The organism is Rheinheimera sp. 4Y26, assembly GCF_025245835.1.
Classification (GTDB): domain Bacteria; phylum Pseudomonadota; class Gammaproteobacteria; order Enterobacterales; family Alteromonadaceae; genus Pararheinheimera.
Window position 1 is genome coordinate 70,604 of sequence record NZ_JAOBWS010000002.1, and the last position, 21,651, is coordinate 92,254.

Here is a 21,651-nt window from a genome sequence, read left to right on the forward strand (position 1 = left end):
GATACACAAAGATCGGCGTAAATGCGCTGGAGGCCGGGCTTTTATATCAGCAGTTACTTAACCATCTCAGATTTTTATCTAAAAAATATTTAAACAACACAGTGTTATTTCTTGTGTTTTGTTAACAAATTTACCCAAAAGCTTTGGTTGTGTTCAGCCTTTTTTACTCTATCTTGGAACCCTGACGGGCTGTGCCTGACTGCTGTAACAGGTAATTCCCGAACATAATCAATAACAAGATGGGGATAGACGATGAAACTTTTATATTCGCTGGCGGCTTTAGCAGCCTTCAGCTTCCAGGCGCAGGCTGCGGTGGCCGGTTATCCGGTGGTGCTGATCCACGGTTTTCAACCAGACCAATTAAAAACAAAACCAGCAGCGGCCGATGTCACCCGCAATGGTGAGTCTTACTGGCAGAACTACTGGAATGCCAGAGCTGATGTGCGGATTGACTGGCCATCCCATGAGCGTATCAAAGGCAAAATTGCCACCGACTATGTCTGGCCCAAACTGAAACAATTATCACTGAATAACACCTGTAAAAACGGCTGCATTATTGTCAGTCACTCGACCGGCGATTTAGTCAGCCGTTATCTGATTGACAATCAGGCGCTCTGGCTGCAAAACGCCGGCTTAACACCGTTAAATATTGTTGCGACCTTTGACTTTGCCGGTGCCGGCGGTGGTTCAGAGCTGGCTGATTTAGCGGTGAATGTCGCGACAGGCGGCGGTTTAATTGATGCTGCACTCAAAGCCGCTTTGTCTTTGTGGCTGGGCGAAATTCCAAATGCTACCAATGTGGGGGTGTTGCAGGATTTAAGAGTCAATAGCGCCAGGCAGCTCGCGCCAATGCCAGGTAGCCGGGTGCCGCGGTTACGTTTTGCCGGTGCCTCTTCTGCCTTTTTAGGCCTGACCAGCCCGTTTTTACCAGGTAATGACGACGGTGTAGTGGCGCCGCATTCCAGTTGTGGTGCTTCAGCAGCAGCATCTTTTGACAGCTGCTCAGGCTCAGTGGCTTTTGATGGCAAACTGACCAGCCAGACCGGTGTCAGCAACTTTATGCCTTATCACTATCCGATGCTGATGAGCCAGGACTACAGCCACAGCAATCTGATTGACGCGGCCAGGCGCGGTAATGTTACGGCAGTGTACAGCAGCAGAACTTATCTGAACGGCAAGGCGCTGAGTTTTACTACTTATGATGAAAGCCGTGGCTGGTGGATCTTTGCCTCGAAGTACCGGGTGGTCAAAGGGTCGGAAACTTACAGTATGTCTGACTTGTTATACCGCACTGCCAATCAGGGTTAATGATGAGAGGGCGTCATAGCTGGGCATTTATTGCACTGACAATACTGGCAGGCGTCTGTTGGTGGTGGTTGAGCCGACCAGAGGTTCAGCCGCAGCCACAGCTTCAAAGCGAAGCTGTGGCAGAACCGCCTCCAGCTCAGGCGGAAGCTTCAGCGGGCATTACAACGCAGGGTACTGAGGTGGTTGAAGTGAAAGAACAACTGCCGGAGGAGCTGCAACAAAGTTTTGCACTGGTGGCACAAAGTTATGCAGCTGAAGTGGCAACGCCGGCTTATTCAAGGCCGCTGAGCAGTGCTGACACTCAGTTGTTGGCGCCCAATCAGTTTTTTGCCCAGACCATTCCACTGACAGAAGGCGGTAGTATTCGCCTCGAAGCCAGTCAATACAGGTTCAGTTACCCGGAGCCGGTGCAGGTCAGCCTCATCAGCCAGGGTATTGAATTAAATAGCGTGCAGGTGCAATTGCTGTCGCAGCACAACGGCGAGCTGTTAGCCAGTCAGGCTCTGACAGGGCAGGACGGCCGTTATGATGCGGTATTAACGCCACAGGCCCCTGATCAAGGGCAAGGCTGGGATGGTGAGCTCGAAGTGCGTTTTGTGTTTGACGCCCGGGGTGAAACACAGCAGCTGCAAACTGCCATTGAATACAGCCAGCCGGTGGCCGAAATTACTGCTGTCGACAGTCCTTCGCCTGTTGGTGCCGATTTGGTGATCCCGCTGCAGTTAACCGTCAAACAAGCGGGCTTTTACCGGCTTCGCGCCAACTTATTCACTGAGGATGGCCGACCACTGGCACAGCTCACCGCGACGGACAAACTGAGCAGCGGCGCACAACAATTAAAACTAAAGGTGCATAAGTCGGTACTGGCAGGACGCAGTGGCCCTTATTGGCTCAGGACCTTTGTGCTGGAGCAAATGTCGGCGTCACCCTCAGAGCCAACCCGTTATGGCAAAAGTGCAAAGCCTGAATATCAGGTGGAGTATATGTCGCTGGATTCGTTGTCGGATGAACCGGCACAGCTTTCGGACGAAGAGCGGCAACGGCTGGAGCTATTACAAAAACTGGCTGGAAAACAATAAGCTGCAGCTTTTTTGCAAAGGCTGCGTCTTATTTTCTTCCGGGTTTTATTCAAGGTATTCATCAGCGCTCTGGTCAGAGCTTAACTTGCTGCAAAGAACAGGCGCCAGAAGTGAGCAGCTTAAGTTGCAGGCCTAATTCGCCGGCATAAGTTGCCCTCTGCAGTTGGCGCCAAACCTTATTCCATATCCAACTCTTTTAGTTTACGCGTTAATGTATTGCGGCCCCAGCCAAGGCGTTTGGCAGCGTCCTGTTTATGACCATGGGTAAACTGCAAAGCTTGTTTGAGCACAATACGTTCAAATTCCGGGCCGGCTTCTGACAAAATATCTTCTTCACCGGCATTTAGTTTTTGTTGCACCCAGGCGGCCAGCAACTCTTGCCAGCTATGATGCTGCTCACCATTGGCGGCACTGTACACTTTGGGCGCGGCGGTCAGTTCAGGTGGTAAATCTGATAATAATACCTGCTTGCCGCTGGCCATCACTGTTAACCAACGGCAGGTATTTTCCAGCTGGCGCACATTGCCGGGCCAGTCGAGTTGACTGATGTATTTTTCAGTGTCACTTGCCAGGCTTTTGGCTTCTACATTCAGCTCTTTGGCGGCTTGTTGTAAAAAGTGTTGCGCCAGCTTTGGAATATCCTGTTTGCGATCTTTCAGTGCCGGGATATGAATGCGGATCACGTTGAGGCGGTGGAATAAATCTTCCCGGAATTTTCCTTCCGCCACCAGTTGCTCCAGATTCTGGTGGGTGGCGGCAATAATACGCACATCCACATTGACGCCCTGATGACCGCCGACCCGGTAAAACTGACCATCGGCCAGCACCCTTAATAACCGGGTTTGTACATCCAGCGGCATATCACCAATTTCATCGAGGAATAAAGTACCGCCATCGGCCTGTTCAAAACGGCCTTTACGCAGATTGGCGGCACCGGTAAAAGCACCTTTTTCATGGCCAAACAGCTCAGATTCAATCAGATCTTTTGGAATGGCGGCCATATTGAGCGCAATAAAAGGCTGCTCTGATCTTGGGCTGTGTTTGTGCAGCGCATGTGCCACCAGCTCTTTGCCGGTGCCGCTTTGACCATTAATTAACACGCTGATGCTGGAACGCGACAAACGGCCTATGGCACGAAACACCTCCTGCATCGCCGGTGCTTCACCAATAATTTCAGTGAGTTGTGTGCTTGCAACTTGCTGTTGTTTTGGTTTTTTGGCGCTGGCGTGCTCCAAAGCACGGCTTATAAGCGCCACAGCTTCGTTAATATCAAAAGGTTTGGGCAAATATTCAAAAGCGCCCCTTTTAAAAGCATTGACCGCACTGTCTAAGTCGGAGTGCGCTGTCATAATAATCACCGGCAACTCGGGGGCAAGCTGTTGCAGTTTGGACAGTAACGCCATGCCATCAGTGCCCGGCATGCGGATATCGGATACCACCACAGCCGGTTGATCATATTCCAGACGCTGTAACATTAAATCCGCTGAGGCATAACTTTCACAGGCAATGCCGGCGCGGGCCAGCGCTTTTTCCAATACCCAACGGATTGAGTTGTCATCATCAATAATCCAGACATCCTGATGCATGCTTAAGCTCCTGCGTGATGGGCCGTGCTGTTGATCGGCAGATATAAAGTAAATTCGGTGCGCCCGGGCCAGCTGTCACAATCAATCCAGCCGCCATGTTGGTGGATCAGGGTTTGGGCTATGGATAAACCAAGGCCGGTACCACCCGGTTTACCGCTGACCATAGGGTAAAACAGCGTGTCTTTAATCTCAGGTGGAATACCTGGGCCGTTGTCGATCACTTTGATGGTGGCCACTAAACGGTGGCGGCGGCCATGAATGGTATGCTGATGCAAAATACGGCTTTGCAAAGTGATATCGCCGCCTTGTGTCAGTGCTTGCTGCGCGTTACGCACTATATTCAGCAGCGCTTGTTCAATCAGCTCCGGATCGAGTAAAAAATCCGGAATGCTGGGGTCGTAATCGCGGCAAAATTGCACGTCAGAAGGGTTATCCATTTGTGCCAGCTGACAGACCCGCTCGATGATCTGATGTAAATTGGCCAGACTACGTTGTGGCGGTTTATAAGGGCCAAGCAGCCGGTCCACTAAATTTCTGAGCCGGTCGGCCTGAGCGATAATCAGCTGGGTATATTCTTTTTGCTCATCATTGAGCGATTCTTCAAGCAACTGTGCTGCGCCACGCAATCCACCCAAAGGGTTTTTAATTTCATGGGCCAGACCACGAATAAGCTCCCTTGCCGCTAAATGCTGATGCTGCTGCAAACTTTCCATACTGATTTTGCGTTGTTGATCAACTTGCTTCAGTTCCACCAACACTGAAGCTTGTTCTGTCTCCAGGCTGCTGGCGGTAATGTCCAGCAGAATATGACGGCCGTCGGGCAATACGGTATGCACATCGCTGATGCCAAAACCTTGTTTGGTCGACAATGTGCTGAGCAAACGGCTGGCATGCAGTTCGCTGAATTGGAACAGGGCAGGAAAATATTGATTCAGCAGCCGTTTTTCACCAATGCTGAGTAATGCACAGCAGGCGGTATTAAAATATTGCACCTGTAACTGAGCATCCAACACCATAATGGCGGTGGTCAGGTGATTGGCATAATCAATGCCGGCTAAATTTAATGCTGGTTGAGTCAAGCTGCTGGCCCTCTGCACCACTTTAGTGCATCAAAACCGGCAGTGTAGCGGTTGCGGGCTGAAAATTCAGCCCTGATGCACTATTTTGGTGAAATTATCGAAGCTCTATGTAAATAGAAGGTCGTGGTAGGACTAGTTGCAATAACCTTGCCGCTTTCGTTCAGGAGTTCCAGCATTAATTGATGTTCGCCGCGCTCCACATCATGCAGAATAAAATTGGCATTGCCGGTTGGGCCCGCCACCTGCTTGCCATCCAGATAAAGTTTGACCCTCAGGCCAGTGGCAAACATAGGTTTGATCTGCCCTGACACATACACAGTACCGCTGTTTTCGCGCACTGTGCCTTGTTGTTCCGGCTTGGAAATGGCCACTTCAAATTTGGTATCTTCCTGCACCACAGGGGCTGGTAGCGGCGCGGACGAAGCAGGTGCCATGATGGTGGCATTGTCTTTGACTGTGACCTGAGTAGCGCCCGGGCTTGGACTGTCAGAAAATACCAGATTGTTGTTTTTGTCTTTTGTTACAAAAACCTTTTTGTCATCTGCCGCCGACAAAGCCAATGAAGTGATTAACAACAACCAAACTGCTTTTTTCATTTTATACCTATAACAACAAGTGAGTCGTTTAGTAATTTTTTGTTTACTCTATCGTGCTTTATTGCATTTGACCAGAACAAAAAGCCCGCAAATGCGGGCTTTTTATGGTACGACTTATTGTCATATGTGAAGAGGTTTCGCGACTGCGATTTTCCTCTTAAACGCTGTAATACAGTTCGTATTCCAGTGGGTGTACAGCCATAGAAACCCGTTTGGCTTCAGCACGTTTTAATGCGATATAAGCATCGATCATCGCGTCTGACATCACGCCGCCTTTGGTGAAGATAGCGCGTGATTTGTCCAGGTTGTCCAGCGCTTCGTCTAAAGAACCACAGACCTGAGGGATCAGTGCTTCTTCTTCCGGTGGCAGGTCATACAAGTCTTTATCCATGGCATCGCCTGGGTGGATCTTGTTCTGGATACCATCCAGACCGGCCATCAGCTGCGCCACAAAAGCCAGGTACGGGTTGGCCGCCGGATCCGGGAAACGCACTTCAATACGACGCGCCTTGGCACTTGGTACCAGTGGGATACGCACAGAAGCAGAACGGTTACGGGCTGAATAAGCCAGCATCACCGGCGCTTCATAGTGTGGCACCAGACGCTTGTACGAGTTGGTTGACGGGTTAGTAAAAGCGTTGATTGCTTTGGCGTGTTTGATAATACCGCCAATGTAATACAAGGCCATTTCTGACAGACCGGCATATTTATCACCGGCAAACAGGTTGACGCCGTCTTTGGCCAAAGACTGGTGGCAGTGCATGCCTGAACCGTTGTCACCGACAATTGGTTTTGGCATAAAAGTTACAGTCTTGCCGTACATGTTGGCCACGTTATGCACTACATATTTCAGCTGCTGAATTTCGTCGGCTTTTTTGGTTAAAGTGGCAAAGCGGGTGGCGATTTCGTTCTGACCAGCGGTTGCAACTTCATGGTGATGCGCTTCAACGACCTGACCCATTTCTTCCAGCACCATACACATGGCGCTACGGATGTCGTGGTGTTGGTCTACCGGTGGTACCGGGAAATAACCACCTTTAACACCAGGACGGTGCGCCAGGTTGCCACCTTCATAACCTTTGTCTGAGTTCCAGGCAGCTTCTGTTGAGTCAATTTTGAACATAGCGCCAGACATGTCGTTTTTAAACTTCACGTCGTCAAACATAAACCACTCTGGTTCAGGTCCGAACAATACGGTGTCGGCAATACCCGTTGATTTTAAGTATTCTTCTGCGCGTTTAGCGATAGAACGCGGGCAACGGTCATAACCTTGCATAGTGCTTGGTTCAATCACGTCACAGCTGATCAGAATAGTGGTTTCTTCAAAAAACGGGTCCAGCACCATAGAAGATGCGTCTGGCATCAGGATCATGTCCGAGTCGTTGATACCTTTCCAGCCAGCAATTGAAGAACCGTCAAACATTTTGCCGTCTTCAAAAAAGTCTTCATTAATCTGGCTGGCAGGAATAGTGACATGCTGCTCTTTACCCTTGGTATCAGTAAAACGTAAATCAACAAACTTCACGTCGTTTTCTTTCATAAAACTCAGAACGTTCGATGCAGACATGCAATCCTCCGGATGAATCGGGTTATCAATCAGGCTGTTTTCAGGTTTTCGGTTGAACCGATAAGTTGCGCTAACAAAGCCAGTTTTATGCCAATAATATAACTATTTGATTTATATGATTATATCATGAGGCGGTATCCAGCTGTGATTTAGTTGTGCACCAATGAGGTGCATTGATGCATCAGGCTGGTGCGCAGTTAACATCCTTTGCACCAAATTTGATGCAGCGCTAACGATAGCAACTTTCATCGGGCTGTCACGCTTTGGCGGTAAAAATTCAACAAAATGAAAAATAACGCTCAAAGCTTGCACTGATGTTTTTCTTTCTGGCAAAAAAAAGAGTAGAATACGCGCCCTTAATTTCAGAGAAACTTACGTTGTAGACCCCTGGCTGATATTCCGTCGGCTGGCGCTACAGAGGATATAAATGATGAGCGTAAACGCTTCAGCTATCGAAAAACTGCGTAATGTCGCCATTATCGCGCACGTTGACCACGGCAAAACCACCCTGGTTGACAAATTACTGCAACAGTCAGGCACTTTTGATGCCCGCGCCAAACTGCAGGAACGTGTAATGGACTCTAACGCGCAGGAATCCGAGCGCGGTATTACTATTTTGGCAAAAAATACCTCAGTACGCTGGAACGGTTACCACATCAACATTCTGGACACACCAGGCCACGCCGACTTCGGTGGTGAGGTTGAGCGTGTTCTGTCAATGGCAGACTCAGTATTACTGCTGGTTGACGCCGTAGAAGGCCCAATGCCACAAACCCGTTTTGTGACGCAAAAAGCCTTTGCTCACGGTTTAAAACCAATTGTTGTTGTAAACAAAATTGACCGTCCTGGTGCACGTCCGGATTGGGTGATTGATCAGGTATTTGACCTGTTTGATAACCTGGGTGCCACTGACGAGCAGCTGGATTTCCCTATTGTTTACGCATCAGCTATCAATGGCTGGGCAACATTAGATTACAACGAGCCAAAGGACAACATTGACGATCTGTTTGCCGCTATTATTAAGCACGTTGCACCACCAAAAGTAGAACTGGACGGTGACACTCAGCTGCAGGTTTCTCAGCTGGACTACTCAAGCTACCTCGGCATTATCGGTATCGGCCGTATCAAACGTGGTTCGTTAAAACCAAACCAACAAGTGACTATTCTGGGCGCTGACGGCAGCAAGCGGAATGGTAAAGTGGGTCAGGTATTCAGCTACTTAGGTTTAGAGCGTATCGACACGCCGGAAGCCACTGCAGGCGACATCGTTGCTTTCACCGGTTTGGGCGATCTGAAAATTTCTGACACTATCTGTGCACCAACCACACTGGAAGCTTTACCAGCCTTACAGGTTGACGAGCCAACAGTAACTATGACTTTCCAGGTCAACACCTCACCATTTGCCGGTAAAGAAGGTAAGTTTGTCACTTCACGTCAAATTCTTGAGCGTTTAACCCACGAGCTGAAACACAACGTGGCGCTGCGGGTTGAAGAAACTGAAGACGGTGACAAGTTCAAAGTGTCTGGCCGTGGTGAACTGCACTTAGGCGTATTAATTGAAAACATGCGCCGTGAAGGTTTTGAACTGGCGGTATCCCGTCCTGAAGTGATCATGAAAGTGATCGACGGTCAGAAGATGGAACCAATGGAAAACGTGACCATTGACGTGGAAGAGCAGCACCAGGGCTCTATCATGGAAAAAATGGGTGAACGTAAAGCCGAAATGACCAATATGCAACCAGACGGCAAAGGCCGCATCCGGATGGACTTCCTGATGCCAAGCCGTGGTCTGATTGGTTTCCGTACTGAGTTTATGACGTTAACTTCAGGCACTGGCCTGATGTATAACAGCTTCGACCATTACGGCCCTTATAAAGGTGGTTCTATCGGTCAGCGTATGAATGGTGTACTGATTTCAAACGCCATGGGTAAAGCTGCCGGTTATGCCATTTTCTCGCTGCAGGAACGTGGCCGGATGTTTATCGGTCATGCCGAAGAAGTGTACGAAGGCCAGGTGATCGGCATTCATAGCCGTAGCAACGACTTGACAGTGAACTGCTTAAAAGGCAAACAGCTGACAAACGTACGTGCTTCAGGTACTGACGAAGCCATCAACTTAGTGCCGCCAATCCGTTACACCCTGGAACAGGCACTGGAATTTATTGATGACGACGAGCTGGTGGAAGTAACACCACAGTCGATCCGTATCCGTAAACGTCACCTGACTGAAAACGATCGTAAACGCGCCAGCCGCGCTGAAGGTTAAGCAGCGTTTAGCCTGACACAAAAAAGACCGGCTTTTGCCGGTCTTTTTTTTGGCTGTTTTTCGCTGGCTAGCTGTACAAAGCAGACAAAAATGATGGCAAGTCGGTACAGAGCTGTGTATTGTTCGGCTGTTTAACGGCAAGAGGCAGCTAAGTTTGCAGGAGCAGCATGACGTCGCGGCGCGCTTTTTATAAAGACAAAACAGTGTTGGTGGTGGACGATTCAGATCAGATCCGCAGTTACGTGAAGAGCATGTTATTGCTGATTGGGTTTGATGATGCTGTGCTGGCGAGGGACGCCGATATGGCATTGAGTTACTGCCGCCGGATGTCTTTTGATTTTATTCTGTGTGATTTCCACCTGGGGCAGGGCCGTAATGGCTATCAGCTGCTGGAAGTGCTGCGTACGGAAAAATTACTTAAAGCCGATTGTTGTTTTCTGGTGGTCAGCGCCGAGCGCCAACGCCAGGCAGTGCATGGCATGATTGAATTTCAGCCCGCCGATTATCTGCTCAAACCTTTTAGTTATGCTGAGCTTGAACGTCGTATTTCCAGAGCCTATCACACCCGCCATACACTGCAGCTGGCCTATCAGGCGATTAGTAGCCAGGACTATGAAGACGCCATTCTCGCCTGTGACCATGTCATTGAATATAAGAGCCAATATGTGATGCATGCCAGCAGGCTTAAAGCTGAACTGTTATTAAAACTGGAACGTTTTGACGAAGCTGAACATTTATATCTGTGGGCACTGACCGTCCGTGAATTTGGCTGGGCCAAACTGGGGCTGGCCGTCACTTATGGTTATCAGGGCCGGGCCGGTGAAGCCGAAGCTTTGCTACTGGAATTGTCACAGCAGGCGGAAACCAAAGTAGAAGCGATGGACTGGCTAACCCGGTTATATATCAGCCAGAGCAAAGCCAAAGAAGCGCTGGATATTGTCGAACAGGTGGCGCGTTATTCACCAAAAAATTATTTACGTCAGCATGTAATGGCGCATTTAGCCGTGATCGACAATCAGAAACAGCTGGCAGCGAATATTCACCAGAAGTTGCTGAGTTCAGCCCGTTATTCAATGCATGACACTGCAGACAATATGCTCAATTACGCCAGAGCACTGTTGGAGGTGGCGCGGGATCAGCAGGGCAAAGAGCAGCAGGAAACCTTTGGTAAAATTGATAACTTTATCAGCACCATTAAAAAACGCTTTCACCCGGCTAGTTTTGAACATGACAGACTGGTACTGGAAGCGCGGATGTTGTTCCTGCAAGGCAAAACGCAAAAAGGCCTGGTGCTGCTGGAAAGTAGCGAGCAGTTGTCGCTGGAAAAAACCTTATCTGTGGCTGGTATGCTCGACAGAGCCAGGGCGTATTTTGAAAGTGACAATCTGGCGATGTGTGAACACTATATGGCGGCTATCGCCACAGTAGCACACGACGATGATCTGTATTGCAGTGCGCTGAACCTGATGATGCAACACGAAAAACAAAAGCAGCAGCAGTTACGGCAGCAAGCAGAGGTCGAGGGCCAGAGTCATTATTCCAAAGCTATCGACTATTTCCGTTATGCGCTGGAACAAACGCCGGGCAACGTCAACATTGCGTTAAACCTGTTGCAAGCTATTAGCGCCCGTGAGCAACTGAATGCGGATTTAACAGCACTGGCACAACATTGTGTCGAAATTATTGAAAGTGGCTGGTTGCCGGCAGAACAACAAAAACGCTACCAGGTGATTTTAAGCCACATCGAGCTGCCCGCCGCTGACTGACCCTGTACTGGTAATTGTGGGCGGCATTTTGTAAACTTGCCGCCAATTCTAAGACAGGAAACCGCTTATGTTATCTGCATTTAACCGGGTTGTGCTGCTTTTTTCGGCTGCAACATTATTCAGCTGCACACCCGCCGATCCTATCCAGAAGTTTTCCGGTCCGGCACAGGGCTCCACTTACAATATCAGTTTTTGGTCAGAACAACCGGTGGACGCCGCTGCATTAAAAAAGCAGGTTGAAGCCGAGCTTGAACGGATTGATCTGGCTATGTCCAATTACCGGCCTGACTCGGTGATTGAAAAATTTAACCAGCAACAAAGTACTGAAGCAGTGGAAGTCGGCACTGAATTGGTGCAACTGGTAGAACAGGCCCGTTTTGTGTCGTCACAAAGCCAGGGTTGTTACGACTTAACCGTCAAACCTTTATTTGAACTCTGGGGTTTTAAAGCCGACAAGTTTAATCAGCCGACCGCACAACAGCTTGCCGACACGCTGGCGCTGATCGGCATGGAAAAAATTCAGCAGCGCAGCCCTTCGATGCTGGCCAAACAGGTGCCCCAGCTGCGCGTCGATGTGTCCTCGATAGCGCAGGGCTGGACAGTGGCACAGCTTGCCAAAATTCTGGAGCAGGCCGGGGTGCAGAATTATCTGGTTGAAGTAGGTGGTGAGTTGCAGGTTAAAGGCAAAAAACCACAACAGCAGGCCTGGAAAGTGGCGATAGAAAAGCCGTTGCCTGGTTCACAAACCCTGCAAAAAGTCATTACGGTGCAGCAGTCTGAGCCTATGGCGGTGATGACTTCCGGCACCTATCGTCATTATTTTGATGCTGATGGTAAAAGATATAGCCATGTGCTGGATGCGCGTATTGGTGCGCCGGTCAAACACAATACAGTCTCTACTACTGTGCTGATTGAAAACCCGACTTTGGGGGATGCCTGGTCCACTGCCTTTTTGTGTATGGGCAGTCAGGATGGCAAGGCAGTGGCAGACCGCCTGGGTATGAAAGTGTTGTTTATTGACCAGATTGATGATGAACTGGTTGAGATCAGCAGCGAAGCGCTGAGCAATACCAAAACAGTAACCATGCAATAACGCAATCAGGCGGCAGGCAATGTTGCAAGGTGGCGCGGGCTGCAGCAAAAGTCGGATGACGGAACGGGATGTCTGAGGTGAAACTGAGCAAAATCACTGCAGTGCTGCAGCAGAGCTGGCGGCTGGTGCAGCTTTATCTGCAGCGCTGTCAGCATGATCAGGTGGGCATGATCGGCGGTTATCTGGCTTATATCTCGTTATTGTCGCTGGTACCACTGTTGGCCGTAGCCTTTTCTGTGTTAAACGCCTTTCCGATGTTTGCCGGTCTGCGCCAACAAATCGAAAGTTTTTTATACGCCAATATAGTGCCGTCGCGCGGTGTTGAAATTCAGACCTATATCAATGGTTTTGTTGAAAATATCGGTCAGATGACCACTGTTGGTGTGATGTTCCTGGTGGTGGTGGCTTTAATGCTGATCCACAACATCGACAAAACCCTGAATAAGATCTGGCGGGTGCAAAAACGGCCCAGAGTGATGATTTCATTATCTATTTACTGGATGATTTTAACTCTGGGGCCGATTTTACTCGGCAGCTCAATCGCATTAACCTCCTATTTAGTGTCTTTTACCCATCTGGCCGATAACTACACGCCTTGGTTATCCACTTTGATGTTGCGACTGGCACCTTATGCTTTTTCGTTGCTGGCATTTTTTATGTTGTATCAGCTGGTGCCGAATATCAAAGTGCGGTATAGCCATGCGCTGTGGGGCGCGCTCTTTAGCTCAGTGTTATTTGAAATGCTGAAAAAAGGTTTTGCGTTATATATTCAGCATTTTCCGTCTTATCAGGCAATTTATGGTGCGCTGGCGCTGGTGCCGATTTTATTTGTCTGGGTCTATTTATCCTGGCTGGTGGTGTTATTAGGCGCTGAACTGACGGCTTTGTTACAGGAGCTGGAGCACAGGCAACTAACAGCACAACGTCATCATCAACAGCAGGCACAAGTTTCGGAGTCAACTGATGTATCGCACTGAACCAGTGGAAACTTATCAGACGTTTTTTCTCGACCGGCCTGATGGCCATCGTATATACGTGGAACAAAGCGGTAATCCACAGGGCATTCCGGTGCTGATGTGTCACGGCGGTCCGGGTGGCGGCAGTTCACCTTTTCAGCGCACTTTATTTGATGCCAGTCGTTATCGCATTGTGTTATTTGACCAGCGCGGTTGTGGCCAGTCCACCCCTTTTGCCAGCCTTGAAGCCAATACCACAGCCACCCTTTGTGAAGATATGGAAGCAATACGGCAGCATTTACAGATTGAGCGCTGGGTGGTGGCCGGCGGCTCCTGGGGCAGCACACTGGCACTTTATTATGGTCAGCAGCACCCAGAGCGGTGTTTGGGTTTTATTTTGCGTGGCATTTTTCTGGCAAGGCCACAGGATATTGACTGGTTATACCGGCCGGGCGGTGGCGCCAGTCAGTTATTTCCCGATTATTTTGCCGATTTTATGGCGCCTATCGCCGGCATGGCGGGGCTTGATGTACTGGTGGCATACCAGCAGTTATTACAGCACCCGGATGCTGCTGTGCAGCTTGCTGCAGCACAGGCCTGGAGTTTGTGGGAAGCCAGAGTGGCGACTTTATTACCCAATCAGAATATGCGCGCCGGCGCAGTGGAAGCTGAATCGGCACTGCCGCTTGCCCGCATCGAAAACCACTATTTTTTACATCACTGTTTTATGGCCCCCGATCAGCTGCTCAGAGATTTAAACCGGGTTCGCCATTTGCCCTGTTATATAGTGCACGGCCGTTATGACATTGTGTGCAAAATGGAAAATGCCTGGACTTTGTCACAGCAGTGGCCGGGTTCAGTGCTGAAAATAGTGCAGGATGCCGGACATTCCGCCAGTGAGGCCGGCATTTGCCGGGCTTTATATCAGATGTCTTTGTTGTTGGCCGACCGTTTAACTGCTCAGGAAGTATAAATGATTGCGTTGTTACAAAGGGTGCGTCGCGCCAGCGTAGAGGTTGAAGGGCAGTTGGTAGGGGATATTGGCACCGGTCTGCTGGTGTTGCTTGGGGTTGAGGCCGGCGACGATTTGCAGAAAATGCAAAAACTGGCAGATAAAGTGCTGAAATACCGCGTTTTTAACGACGAAAACGGCAAAATGAACCTGAATGTACAACAAAAAGGTGGTGCTTTGCTGGTGGTGTCACAGTTTACCCTGGCGGCAGATACCAATTCAGGCTTGCGACCCAGTTTTACGCCGGCTGCTTTGCCATCAGTGGCTGAACCTTTATATCTGGCATTTGCCGGCTATTGCAAAGCCCAGGGGCTACAGGTGGCCACAGGCCAGTTTGGTGCCGATATGCAGGTGAGTCTGGTCAATGATGGCCCTGTGACCTTTTGGTTGCAGGTGTAAGTTATTGTTATTCAGCGCGCAGCTGTAGAATTTTATTCAGATAGCCTTCCACCTCAAAGATCTGCAGCCGGTAATTGACCTTGTTGGCAAAAGATTGCACTAATGGCAAAAACTCCGGTGCCGGCAGGTTCAGCAATATCACGCCAGGTGGACTTTGCAATTGCATTAATTGATGTAATAACCAGGCCCAGTCTGCGGGCCAGGGGTACAGGTCAACAAAAATCACTTCATAACACAGCTGCTTTGCCAGTGCCTGCAGACAAAATTGTTGGGCTGTTGTGCACAGTAGTTGTTCGGTTTTTACCGGTAGAAAAAATTGCTGATAAACCTCAACGATAATGGCGTTTTGTTCCACAGTACTGAGTTGCCGCTCCGGCCAGCGGCTGGTTACAGCGCGGCTGAATTCACCGGCGCCAAGGCCGAGTTGTAATAAATGCCGCCAGCATAGAGATTCCAGTAACTGCAGCAGCAATTTCAGATGAGGGTAGGTTACAGCAGCGGGGTTTTGCAGTTGCATCTGGCCCTGACGCTGACCATTTAACAACAGATAACGGCAGCCGTGATCCTGCAGCACCTGAATGCTCAGCTCTGGCTGTGCCTGATGTGCCGGCAAGCGCCGCCAGTACAGTATGGCTTGAGTTTCATTGTTGCTTTGCTCCACAATGCCCCCAAATTGCTTGGACAGCTGAACGCCGTACTGGCGAATAAAGCTGTTTTTATAGAAGGAAAAACCGATGAAATGGCAGCTTATCGCGCCGCAGACTGAAGCTCAATGGCAGGCCTATTTTCAACTGCGTTATCAGGTGCTCAGGGCGCCCTGGTTACAACCACCCGGCTCTGAGCGGGATGAGCTGGAAGATAAAGCAATACACCGGATGATCATAAGCTCAGGCGGTGAAGTTCTGGCCGTCGGGCGTTTGCATCTGGTGGATGCAGAAAAAGCCCAGGTGCGTTATATGGCGGTGGCCGAGCAGGCGAGAGGGCAGGGACTCGGGCTTTTACTGCTACAGGAGCTGGAACAACAAGCGGTAGCGCAGGGTGCCAGTTTGTTGATCCTTAATGCCAGAGAAAGTGCCATCGGGTTTTACCAGCAAGCCGGTTATCAACATGGCGCTGAGCAACCACCGCTCTATGGTATTGCCCATCAGCAGATGTGGAAAACCCTGCGTGTAGCGGGTAACCCGCAGAGTTATCAACAAAGCTGCGACACCTTAGTGGCGCTGTGGCATCAAACTATTCCGCTGTCGGCTTATATGCAGCTTGGTATTGAAAAATTTGATGGCAGCACACTTTATTGTCAGGCGGCATTAGCGCCTAATCAGAACCTGCACCACACCATGTTTGCCGGCAGCATTTATGCGCTGGGCACCCTGACTGGATGGGGACTGGTGTATCTGCAATTGCAGAGTCTGGGATTAGACGGTGACATAGTGCTGGCCGATGGTCGTATCCGCTATCTGGCACCACTGAAAAATCAGCCCAGGGCCAGAGTGAGTTTGTTGCAGGTGCGCGGCAGTCTGCAGGCCTTGGCTCAGGGCAAAAAAGTCCGGCAAAGCCTGAGTGTCGAATTGCTGGATGCTGATCAGGTGGTGGCGGAATTTGAAGGCCGTTTTGTGGTGTTGCCAAAACATGGGAACTGATTTGATGCGCGGTAAAATTGTGATCGTCGGCTGTGGCTGGTTGGGGCAGCAATTAGGCGTCAGCCTGGCCAGGGTTGGTTATCAGCTGTATGGCAGCCGTCAGTCAGAGCAGGCTTTGTTGCAGTTACCGGTAGAAATCACGCCTATGCTGCTGCAGCTGCCGCAGCTTTGTTTAAGCAAAGCACAACAACAAATCTGGCAGGATGCCTGGGTTATTTGTGCTTTGCCACCCTCGGCTAAAACACGCAGTGAGGAAGACTATCTGTTGCTGTTACGTAACGTTGCTCAGCTTGCAAATCAGGCCGGGGTGCGTGGCTTGATCCATTGCTCCAGTACCGGTGTTTATCAAGGGTTGGCAGGAGAAGTAAGCGAAAAATCAGTGTTGGCGGACGATGCCAAATCGAGGTTTTTGCGCCTGGCAGAACAGGAATTACAGCAGGTAAACCCTTGTGTTACGTTACGTCTGGCCGGTTTGATTGGCCCTGGTCGTCACCCTGCCAGATTCTGCAGCGGACGTGTATTGCAAGGTGCTGAGTTGCCGGTGAATATGGTGCATGCGGCCGATATTGCCGCTTTTATCATCCAGTTACTGCAACAGCAGCCTGCGACCGATTGTTTTAATTTGTGCAGCCCTGAACATCCAACCAAACAACAGTTTTATACCGCCGCAACCCAAAGTCAGGGCTTAGCTGCACCGCAATTTGCATCAGGCAGTGAGGTGGCAAGAGTGGTTTCAGCCGCTTATAGCCAAAGTGTGCCCGGTTTTTGTTATAGGTTTTCATCACCGGTACATGCGCTGCCATATTGTTGATCTTTATGATTTATCAGTTTTTTATCATGTAGTAATAAAGTCTCGATCTTCACACCAAAGCATACTGTCAGCCTATTCTGATCTGGGTGGTAGTATGTCAAATCAATGGATGCTAGGCCTGACTCTTGTGGTGCTGCTGGGACTTTTTAGCGGATCTGCCTATGTATTGTTGCAGGAGCAAGTCAGATGGGACTGGCTTGGCAGCCTTTGGCGGGCAGACTGGATTTGGTGGGTTTTTATGCTGGCTACGGCGCTTGCGGTATTGCTGAATTTATTGTTATTTGTGGCGACACCTTCTGTCATAAATATACTAAAACGCAAGCCTTTTCAGTCCGATGCTGAGAGGCAGTTGCAGTTCTTGACTGCACAGCAGCTGTTTTTCCGCCAATATGCCGGCTTATTACAACCGCTCAGTGGCAGCAGTGGCAGCAGCGAGCTTTATCTGTATAACGATGGCGGCTACCGGTTCTTGTTGCAGCTTTACCCTTGTCTGAATACTGAACCCGGACTTGATCAGTTGTGTCAGCTGTTCCAGCTGATGTTAATCCATCAGTGTGATGGCGCTTTAGTCATTTCATTACAGCCGATGACAGCACAAGCCAAAATATTTGCCCGTGAGGCCAATATCCGGGCCACTGATTTTTCGAGCCTGGCCCGGCAACTTGGCAGTGACGATTTTAGTACGGCAATCTGCTGAGAAGCTGACAATATCAAGTTTTCGTCAGGTTTTTTTTGTCTCTATTTTGGCAATATGCAGAGGCGTTATCGATGAAAGGAACAACATAAATCCAGGGTTGGATAAAAAACGTTTCCTGCCTGGCTGGACTCAGTCCAGCCTTTTTCTTTTGAATCGCTGAATTTTACGTGATCGGTGTTTTTGCCGTTTTGACTGGTGTGAGCAACTACCTGTCATGTAAATCTGCGTTAAATCTAATCTTTAAAACTCAGCCGGTTTTTTATTTTGTTGCCTGGAATAAGCTGCCGCATACTGTATTTGGCATCAAAAAGTTGCTGGTACCATTGCTGCTCCCGATGTTCGAACAACCAGCTGATGGAAAAATAACCGGCAGCAGAGTTGTTGTTGTGGCAGAGAACAACGGGTAGCAATCAGTATCAGGTGATGACACAAAATAGACAGCAACACATGGGGTGCGGTATCTGATAAAGCTGGGGTTGAGCAGAAGCCTGAATGTTATCTGGCAGTTTTTATGCTGTGCAGCCAGGTTGAATTTAACACCTGGCTGTCTGATGAGATAACAACCACCTTCAGCCGACGTGCTGTATTCCATCTCTGCCCAAATGAACCCGCGTTGTTTTGTTACCAGCTTAAATTTTAAAGGTTTGAATGGACTGCTGCAGTGTGTCGGCGCTTTGTGCCACCGCATCACTGTGATTTAAAGTCCGGCTGGCTTTGTCGCTACTTTGTTGCGCCAGTTCGACCATCCGGCTCATATTCTGCCCAATGGCAGAGCCGAGTTGCAGCTGATTGTCGGTGGCATCGGCAATCACTGCACTAATACCATGCATCTGGGTAATCGCCTGATTAATTCCCGTTAATGACGCCACCAGTTCGCTGTTATGGCCAACACAGGTATCAGCAGCAGTTTTACCTCTGCTAATCGCCTGCACAGCGGCGGTACTTTGTTGTTGCAAGGTTTGAATCATCTGGCGGATTTCATCAGTGGCACCCTGACTGCGTACAGCCAGCGAGCGCACTTCATCCGCCACAACGGCAAAACCACGGCCTTGTTCACCGGCTCGGGCCGCTTCAATAGCGGCGTTCAGTGCCAGTAAGTTGGTCTGTTCGGCAATGCTGCGGATGGTGGCCAGAATGCTGCCGATATTATTGGACTGATCATTTACTTTCAGCATGATATCGGCCGTTTCAGTGAGTTGGCTGGCCAGGCTGGTGATCAGGTTGCTGTTTTGGCCTGAGATGGTGTCAATCAGTTGGCTCTGGCTTAATGCATGTTGCATTTCACTGACCGCCAGTTGCGCCTGACTGGCAATTTGATGGGTATTTTCTTCCAGCTGCATTGTGGTGTGATTCACCGCAGCAATTTGTTGCTGTTGCTGCGCCAGTGCCTGGTGAATTTCATTCACTTCGCTGCGTGACAAAGCTGAGCTTTGTTGCAGTTCACTGGCGTTGGCGCTGATGCCATAAATAAGCTCACGCAGCGCCAGGATCAGGCTATTCACTTTGGCTGACAAAGCGCCAAATTCGTCATCCTGTTCAATTTTCAGCTGACGGGTTAAATCACCGGCCGCCACTTCACCCAGCACCTTGTTAATGCTGCCCAGCGGTCGCAACATGGCATTAATAGTAAAGTAAGCGGCGGCGCCGGCCAGTGCAATCAACACCAGCATCAGCACAAAGGTGCGGGCTGTGCCAAAACTTAAGGTGTCTGACATTTCCGCCTGCAGGCTGTTAAATTGTTGGCCTGCACCTGTCAGTACCTGATCCAGCGCTGTGACCGCCTGAGTTACCGCCTGCTCGGAAGCCGCCAGTTGTGCTCTGGCTTCAGCCAGTGCTTTCAGTTGTTGCTGTTTTTGCACCACCAGGCTGTCGGCGGCCGCAATGCGGTTTTTAAAATCGCCAAGCTGGGCGTTAAAATCGTCCCACAGCTGCTGCGCACCCACCTCGGCGACCAGATTATTGATGTAATCCAGATTGCCCTGCATATCACTAAGCGCAAACTCAATGTTTTGCTGGCTTTCGCTCAGTTGCGACAGGTCGGTATAAGCACCGGTTTCGCGTAAGGTTTGCATCAGTGCCAATAATTGGCCATCAACCCGTCCGGCAGCGCCGGCTATCAGTTCCATCTGTTGTTTTTTTCCGGCAACTTCCAGATAAGAGATATCGAGCAAAGTCGCGCCGGCATCGTCAATCAGTTGTACCAGGGTGGCAAGCTCAGCTGCGGCGGTTCTCGCCTGTTGCAGGCTTTGTTGTTTAGCCTGAAACATTAAAGTCACGGCGGCTACATAATTGTTGTAGTCTTTGCCGGCTTGCTGCAATGGTTTATTCAGCTGCGGAACTTGTTGTAATAACTGTTGCAGTGCTTTGAAACTCTGCTGATATTGCTGTTCTGCCTGATTAAAATCGGCCTGATATTTACTGATGTCTTTTTCCTGTTCGGCGGTAAAACCAAGGGCGGATAGTTTGGCGAGTTTCAGTAATTGGATCTGGGCATTGTTACTTTGTTGCTGCGCTGGCACTGCAATCTCGTTCACTCTGCCGCTGGCGTCAGACACCACGGCAAAACTCCAGAGTGACGACAAACTGGCGATTAACAACAACAAGGCAATAAAGCCAAAGCCAATGCTCACTTTGTGCGCAACAGTTAGTTTCATGTGTCTGTTTACCCTGATCTTGATCTTTATCGTTATGTTTTTATGAGCGGCATTGCCATTTTGGTCAAAAACCGGCCTCGGAAATTAACAGAGTTACCAACGCTGGTCTAGCCAGTTGATTAGAAAAACTGCAAACAGCAGCAGTGTCTTGTGGGCTAAAACCAGATTTTTTGTTCAGATTGACGAAGTTAGAAACAAGCATAGCCTGAGCGCCGGTTTTTTAAACCCGGTGATCTGAAGAAATGGGAACAGATTGATTGCCGTACCGGTTTTTGTTTAAGGCCGCCAGAGCTTAAGGAAAGAGTATTCAGCAGTGCTTCAGCGGCTAAAACGGCCGCCATGGCTGAATGTTCCGGTTAATTTTTGTGGTTAGGTTTGATATTCAGATGACCACCCAGCCGGTAACGGCTGCCGGCTGAAGTCAGATAAGCAAAACTCACAGCGCCACCACGACTGAAAGTGCGGCGGGTTAACCGCAGGCAAGGTTCAGTTTTTTGAATTTTCAAATACTTACAGGTGAAGTCATCGGGCAAAACAGCTTCAACCAGGTGGTCGGCTTCAGTTAAAGGTGCCACTGCACTTAAATATTCGTGCGGGGTTTGTTGCACAAAATCCTGCTTTAAATAATCAGGAATTTGTTGTGGATTGACATAACGCGCTTCTAATTGCAGCGGTTGCTGGTTGTCATAATGCACTATTAATGAAAAAAATACCGGGTCGTTGCGGTTTAATCCCAAAGCTGTGGCGACCACTGCCGGGCAGGGTAGCTCAGTTAATTGCACCAGTTCAGCAGAGTGAAAATGACCACGCGCCTGAATATCGTCGGCAATATTGCGGATTTCCAGCAGCGCCGATTGTGATTTCGCACTGGCGACAAAACTGCCAACCCCCTGAGTGCGGTATAACACCCCTTGTTCTGTCAGTTCCTGCAAGGCGCGCCTGGCGGTCATCCGGCTAACGCCAAACTGGGTGCATAATTCGTTCTCTGAGGGAACCCTGCTGTGCTCAGGCCAGCTGCCTGATTCTATCTGACTGAAAATAAACTCTTTAATAGCAGCGAATTTTGGTGGATTGCGCTCCTGGTTATTTTGCATCGCGGCAGCCTTATATTGCGTCGTCTTGATTCAGTGCTCTGGTAACGG

18 protein-coding genes are annotated in these 21,651 nt (G+C 49.5%); 11 read left to right on the top strand and 7 right to left on the bottom strand.

What is annotated here, in order from left to right; genetic code table 11:
- Positions 1-252 precede the first annotated feature (252 nt).
- A complete protein-coding gene (locus N3Z11_RS04205; RefSeq protein WP_260655901.1) occupies positions 253-1,308 on the top strand; it encodes a hypothetical protein in 1,056 nt (351 codons plus the stop codon).
- 116 nt (positions 1,309-1,424) lie between these two features.
- Positions 1,425-2,387, top strand: a complete 963-nt coding sequence (locus tag N3Z11_RS04210) for a hypothetical protein (RefSeq protein ID WP_260655902.1) — start codon at positions 1,425-1,427, stop codon at positions 2,385-2,387.
- A gap of 176 nt (positions 2,388-2,563) precedes the next feature.
- On the opposite strand, the gene glnG is transcribed toward N3Z11_RS04210, so the two are convergent.
- The 4 genes from glnG to glnA form a co-directional block, all read right to left on the bottom strand.
- On the bottom strand, positions 2,564-3,973 hold the full coding sequence (gene glnG, locus N3Z11_RS04215) for a nitrogen regulation protein NR(I) (RefSeq protein ID WP_260655903.1): 1,410 nt from the start codon (positions 3,971-3,973) through the stop codon (positions 2,564-2,566).
- A gap of 2 nt (positions 3,974-3,975) precedes the next feature.
- On the bottom strand, positions 3,976-5,052 hold the full coding sequence (gene glnL, locus N3Z11_RS04220) for a nitrogen regulation protein NR(II) (protein ID WP_260655904.1): 1,077 nt from the start codon (positions 5,050-5,052) through the stop codon (positions 3,976-3,978).
- A gap of 80 nt (positions 5,053-5,132) precedes the next feature.
- Positions 5,133-5,648 (bottom strand): DUF4124 domain-containing protein, encoded by a 516-nt coding sequence (locus N3Z11_RS04225; RefSeq protein ID WP_260655905.1) that lies wholly within the window; start codon positions 5,646-5,648, stop codon positions 5,133-5,135.
- A 157-nt stretch (positions 5,649-5,805) separates the two neighbouring features.
- On the bottom strand, positions 5,806-7,215 hold the full coding sequence (gene glnA, locus N3Z11_RS04230) for a glutamate--ammonia ligase (RefSeq protein WP_260655906.1): 1,410 nt from the start codon (positions 7,213-7,215) through the stop codon (positions 5,806-5,808).
- 430 nt (positions 7,216-7,645) lie between these two features.
- Here glnA and typA point away from each other — a divergent pair, with 430 nt between their 5' ends.
- The 6 genes from typA (at position 7,646) to dtd (ending at position 14,707) form a co-directional block, all read left to right on the top strand.
- Positions 7,646-9,481 (top strand): translational GTPase TypA, encoded by a 1,836-nt coding sequence (gene typA, locus N3Z11_RS04235; RefSeq protein ID WP_260655907.1) that lies wholly within the window; start codon positions 7,646-7,648, stop codon positions 9,479-9,481.
- Between the two features lie 167 nt (positions 9,482-9,648).
- Complete coding sequence (locus N3Z11_RS04240) at positions 9,649-11,247, top strand: response regulator (RefSeq protein ID WP_260655908.1); 1,599 nt, start codon at positions 9,649-9,651, stop codon at positions 11,245-11,247.
- Between the two features lie 67 nt (positions 11,248-11,314).
- A complete protein-coding gene (locus tag N3Z11_RS04245; protein ID WP_260655909.1) occupies positions 11,315-12,340 on the top strand; it encodes an FAD:protein FMN transferase in 1,026 nt (341 codons plus the stop codon).
- A gap of 68 nt (positions 12,341-12,408) precedes the next feature.
- Entirely contained in the window at positions 12,409-13,317 is a 909-nt protein-coding gene (locus N3Z11_RS04250) for a virulence factor BrkB family protein (RefSeq protein WP_260655910.1), read from the top strand.
- Complete coding sequence (gene pip, locus N3Z11_RS04255; protein WP_260655911.1) at positions 13,304-14,269, top strand: prolyl aminopeptidase; 966 nt, start codon at positions 13,304-13,306, stop codon at positions 14,267-14,269. Before N3Z11_RS04250 ends, pip begins: the two co-directional genes overlap by 14 nt.
- Positions 14,270-14,707 carry a D-aminoacyl-tRNA deacylase gene (gene dtd, locus N3Z11_RS04260; protein WP_260655912.1) on the top strand — a complete coding sequence of 146 codons (438 nt, stop codon included), beginning with the start codon at positions 14,270-14,272 and terminating at the stop codon, positions 14,705-14,707.
- 7 nt (positions 14,708-14,714) lie between these two features.
- On the opposite strand, the gene N3Z11_RS04265 is transcribed toward dtd, so the two are convergent.
- Complete coding sequence (locus tag N3Z11_RS04265; RefSeq protein ID WP_260655913.1) at positions 14,715-15,368, bottom strand: hypothetical protein; 654 nt, start codon at positions 15,366-15,368, stop codon at positions 14,715-14,717.
- Between the two features lie 73 nt (positions 15,369-15,441).
- Between N3Z11_RS04265 and N3Z11_RS04270 the strand changes: the two genes are divergently transcribed.
- The 3 genes from N3Z11_RS04270 to N3Z11_RS04280 all read left to right on the top strand — a co-directional run bounded on the left by N3Z11_RS04270 (position 15,442) and on the right by N3Z11_RS04280 (position 17,855).
- On the top strand, positions 15,442-16,347 hold the full coding sequence (locus N3Z11_RS04270) for a thioesterase domain-containing protein (protein ID WP_260655914.1): 906 nt from the start codon (positions 15,442-15,444) through the stop codon (positions 16,345-16,347).
- A 4-nt stretch (positions 16,348-16,351) separates the two neighbouring features.
- A complete protein-coding gene (locus N3Z11_RS04275; protein WP_260655915.1) occupies positions 16,352-17,158 on the top strand; it encodes a hypothetical protein in 807 nt (268 codons plus the stop codon).
- Between the two features lie 94 nt (positions 17,159-17,252).
- The gene (locus tag N3Z11_RS04280; RefSeq protein ID WP_260655916.1) at positions 17,253-17,855 is read left to right on the top strand and encodes a hypothetical protein; all 603 of its coding nucleotides are present in this window, start codon (positions 17,253-17,255) and stop codon (positions 17,853-17,855) included.
- A gap of 629 nt (positions 17,856-18,484) precedes the next feature.
- Here the strand turns inward: N3Z11_RS04280 and N3Z11_RS04285 are convergent.
- Together N3Z11_RS04285 and hutC are read right to left on the bottom strand one after the other, a co-directional pair.
- On the bottom strand, positions 18,485-20,509 hold the full coding sequence (locus tag N3Z11_RS04285) for a methyl-accepting chemotaxis protein (protein ID WP_260655917.1): 2,025 nt from the start codon (positions 20,507-20,509) through the stop codon (positions 18,485-18,487).
- Between the two features lie 356 nt (positions 20,510-20,865).
- The gene (gene hutC, locus N3Z11_RS04290; RefSeq protein WP_260655918.1) at positions 20,866-21,603 is read right to left on the bottom strand and encodes a histidine utilization repressor; all 738 of its coding nucleotides are present in this window, start codon (positions 21,601-21,603) and stop codon (positions 20,866-20,868) included.
- Between the last annotated feature and the right edge of the window lie 48 nt (positions 21,604-21,651).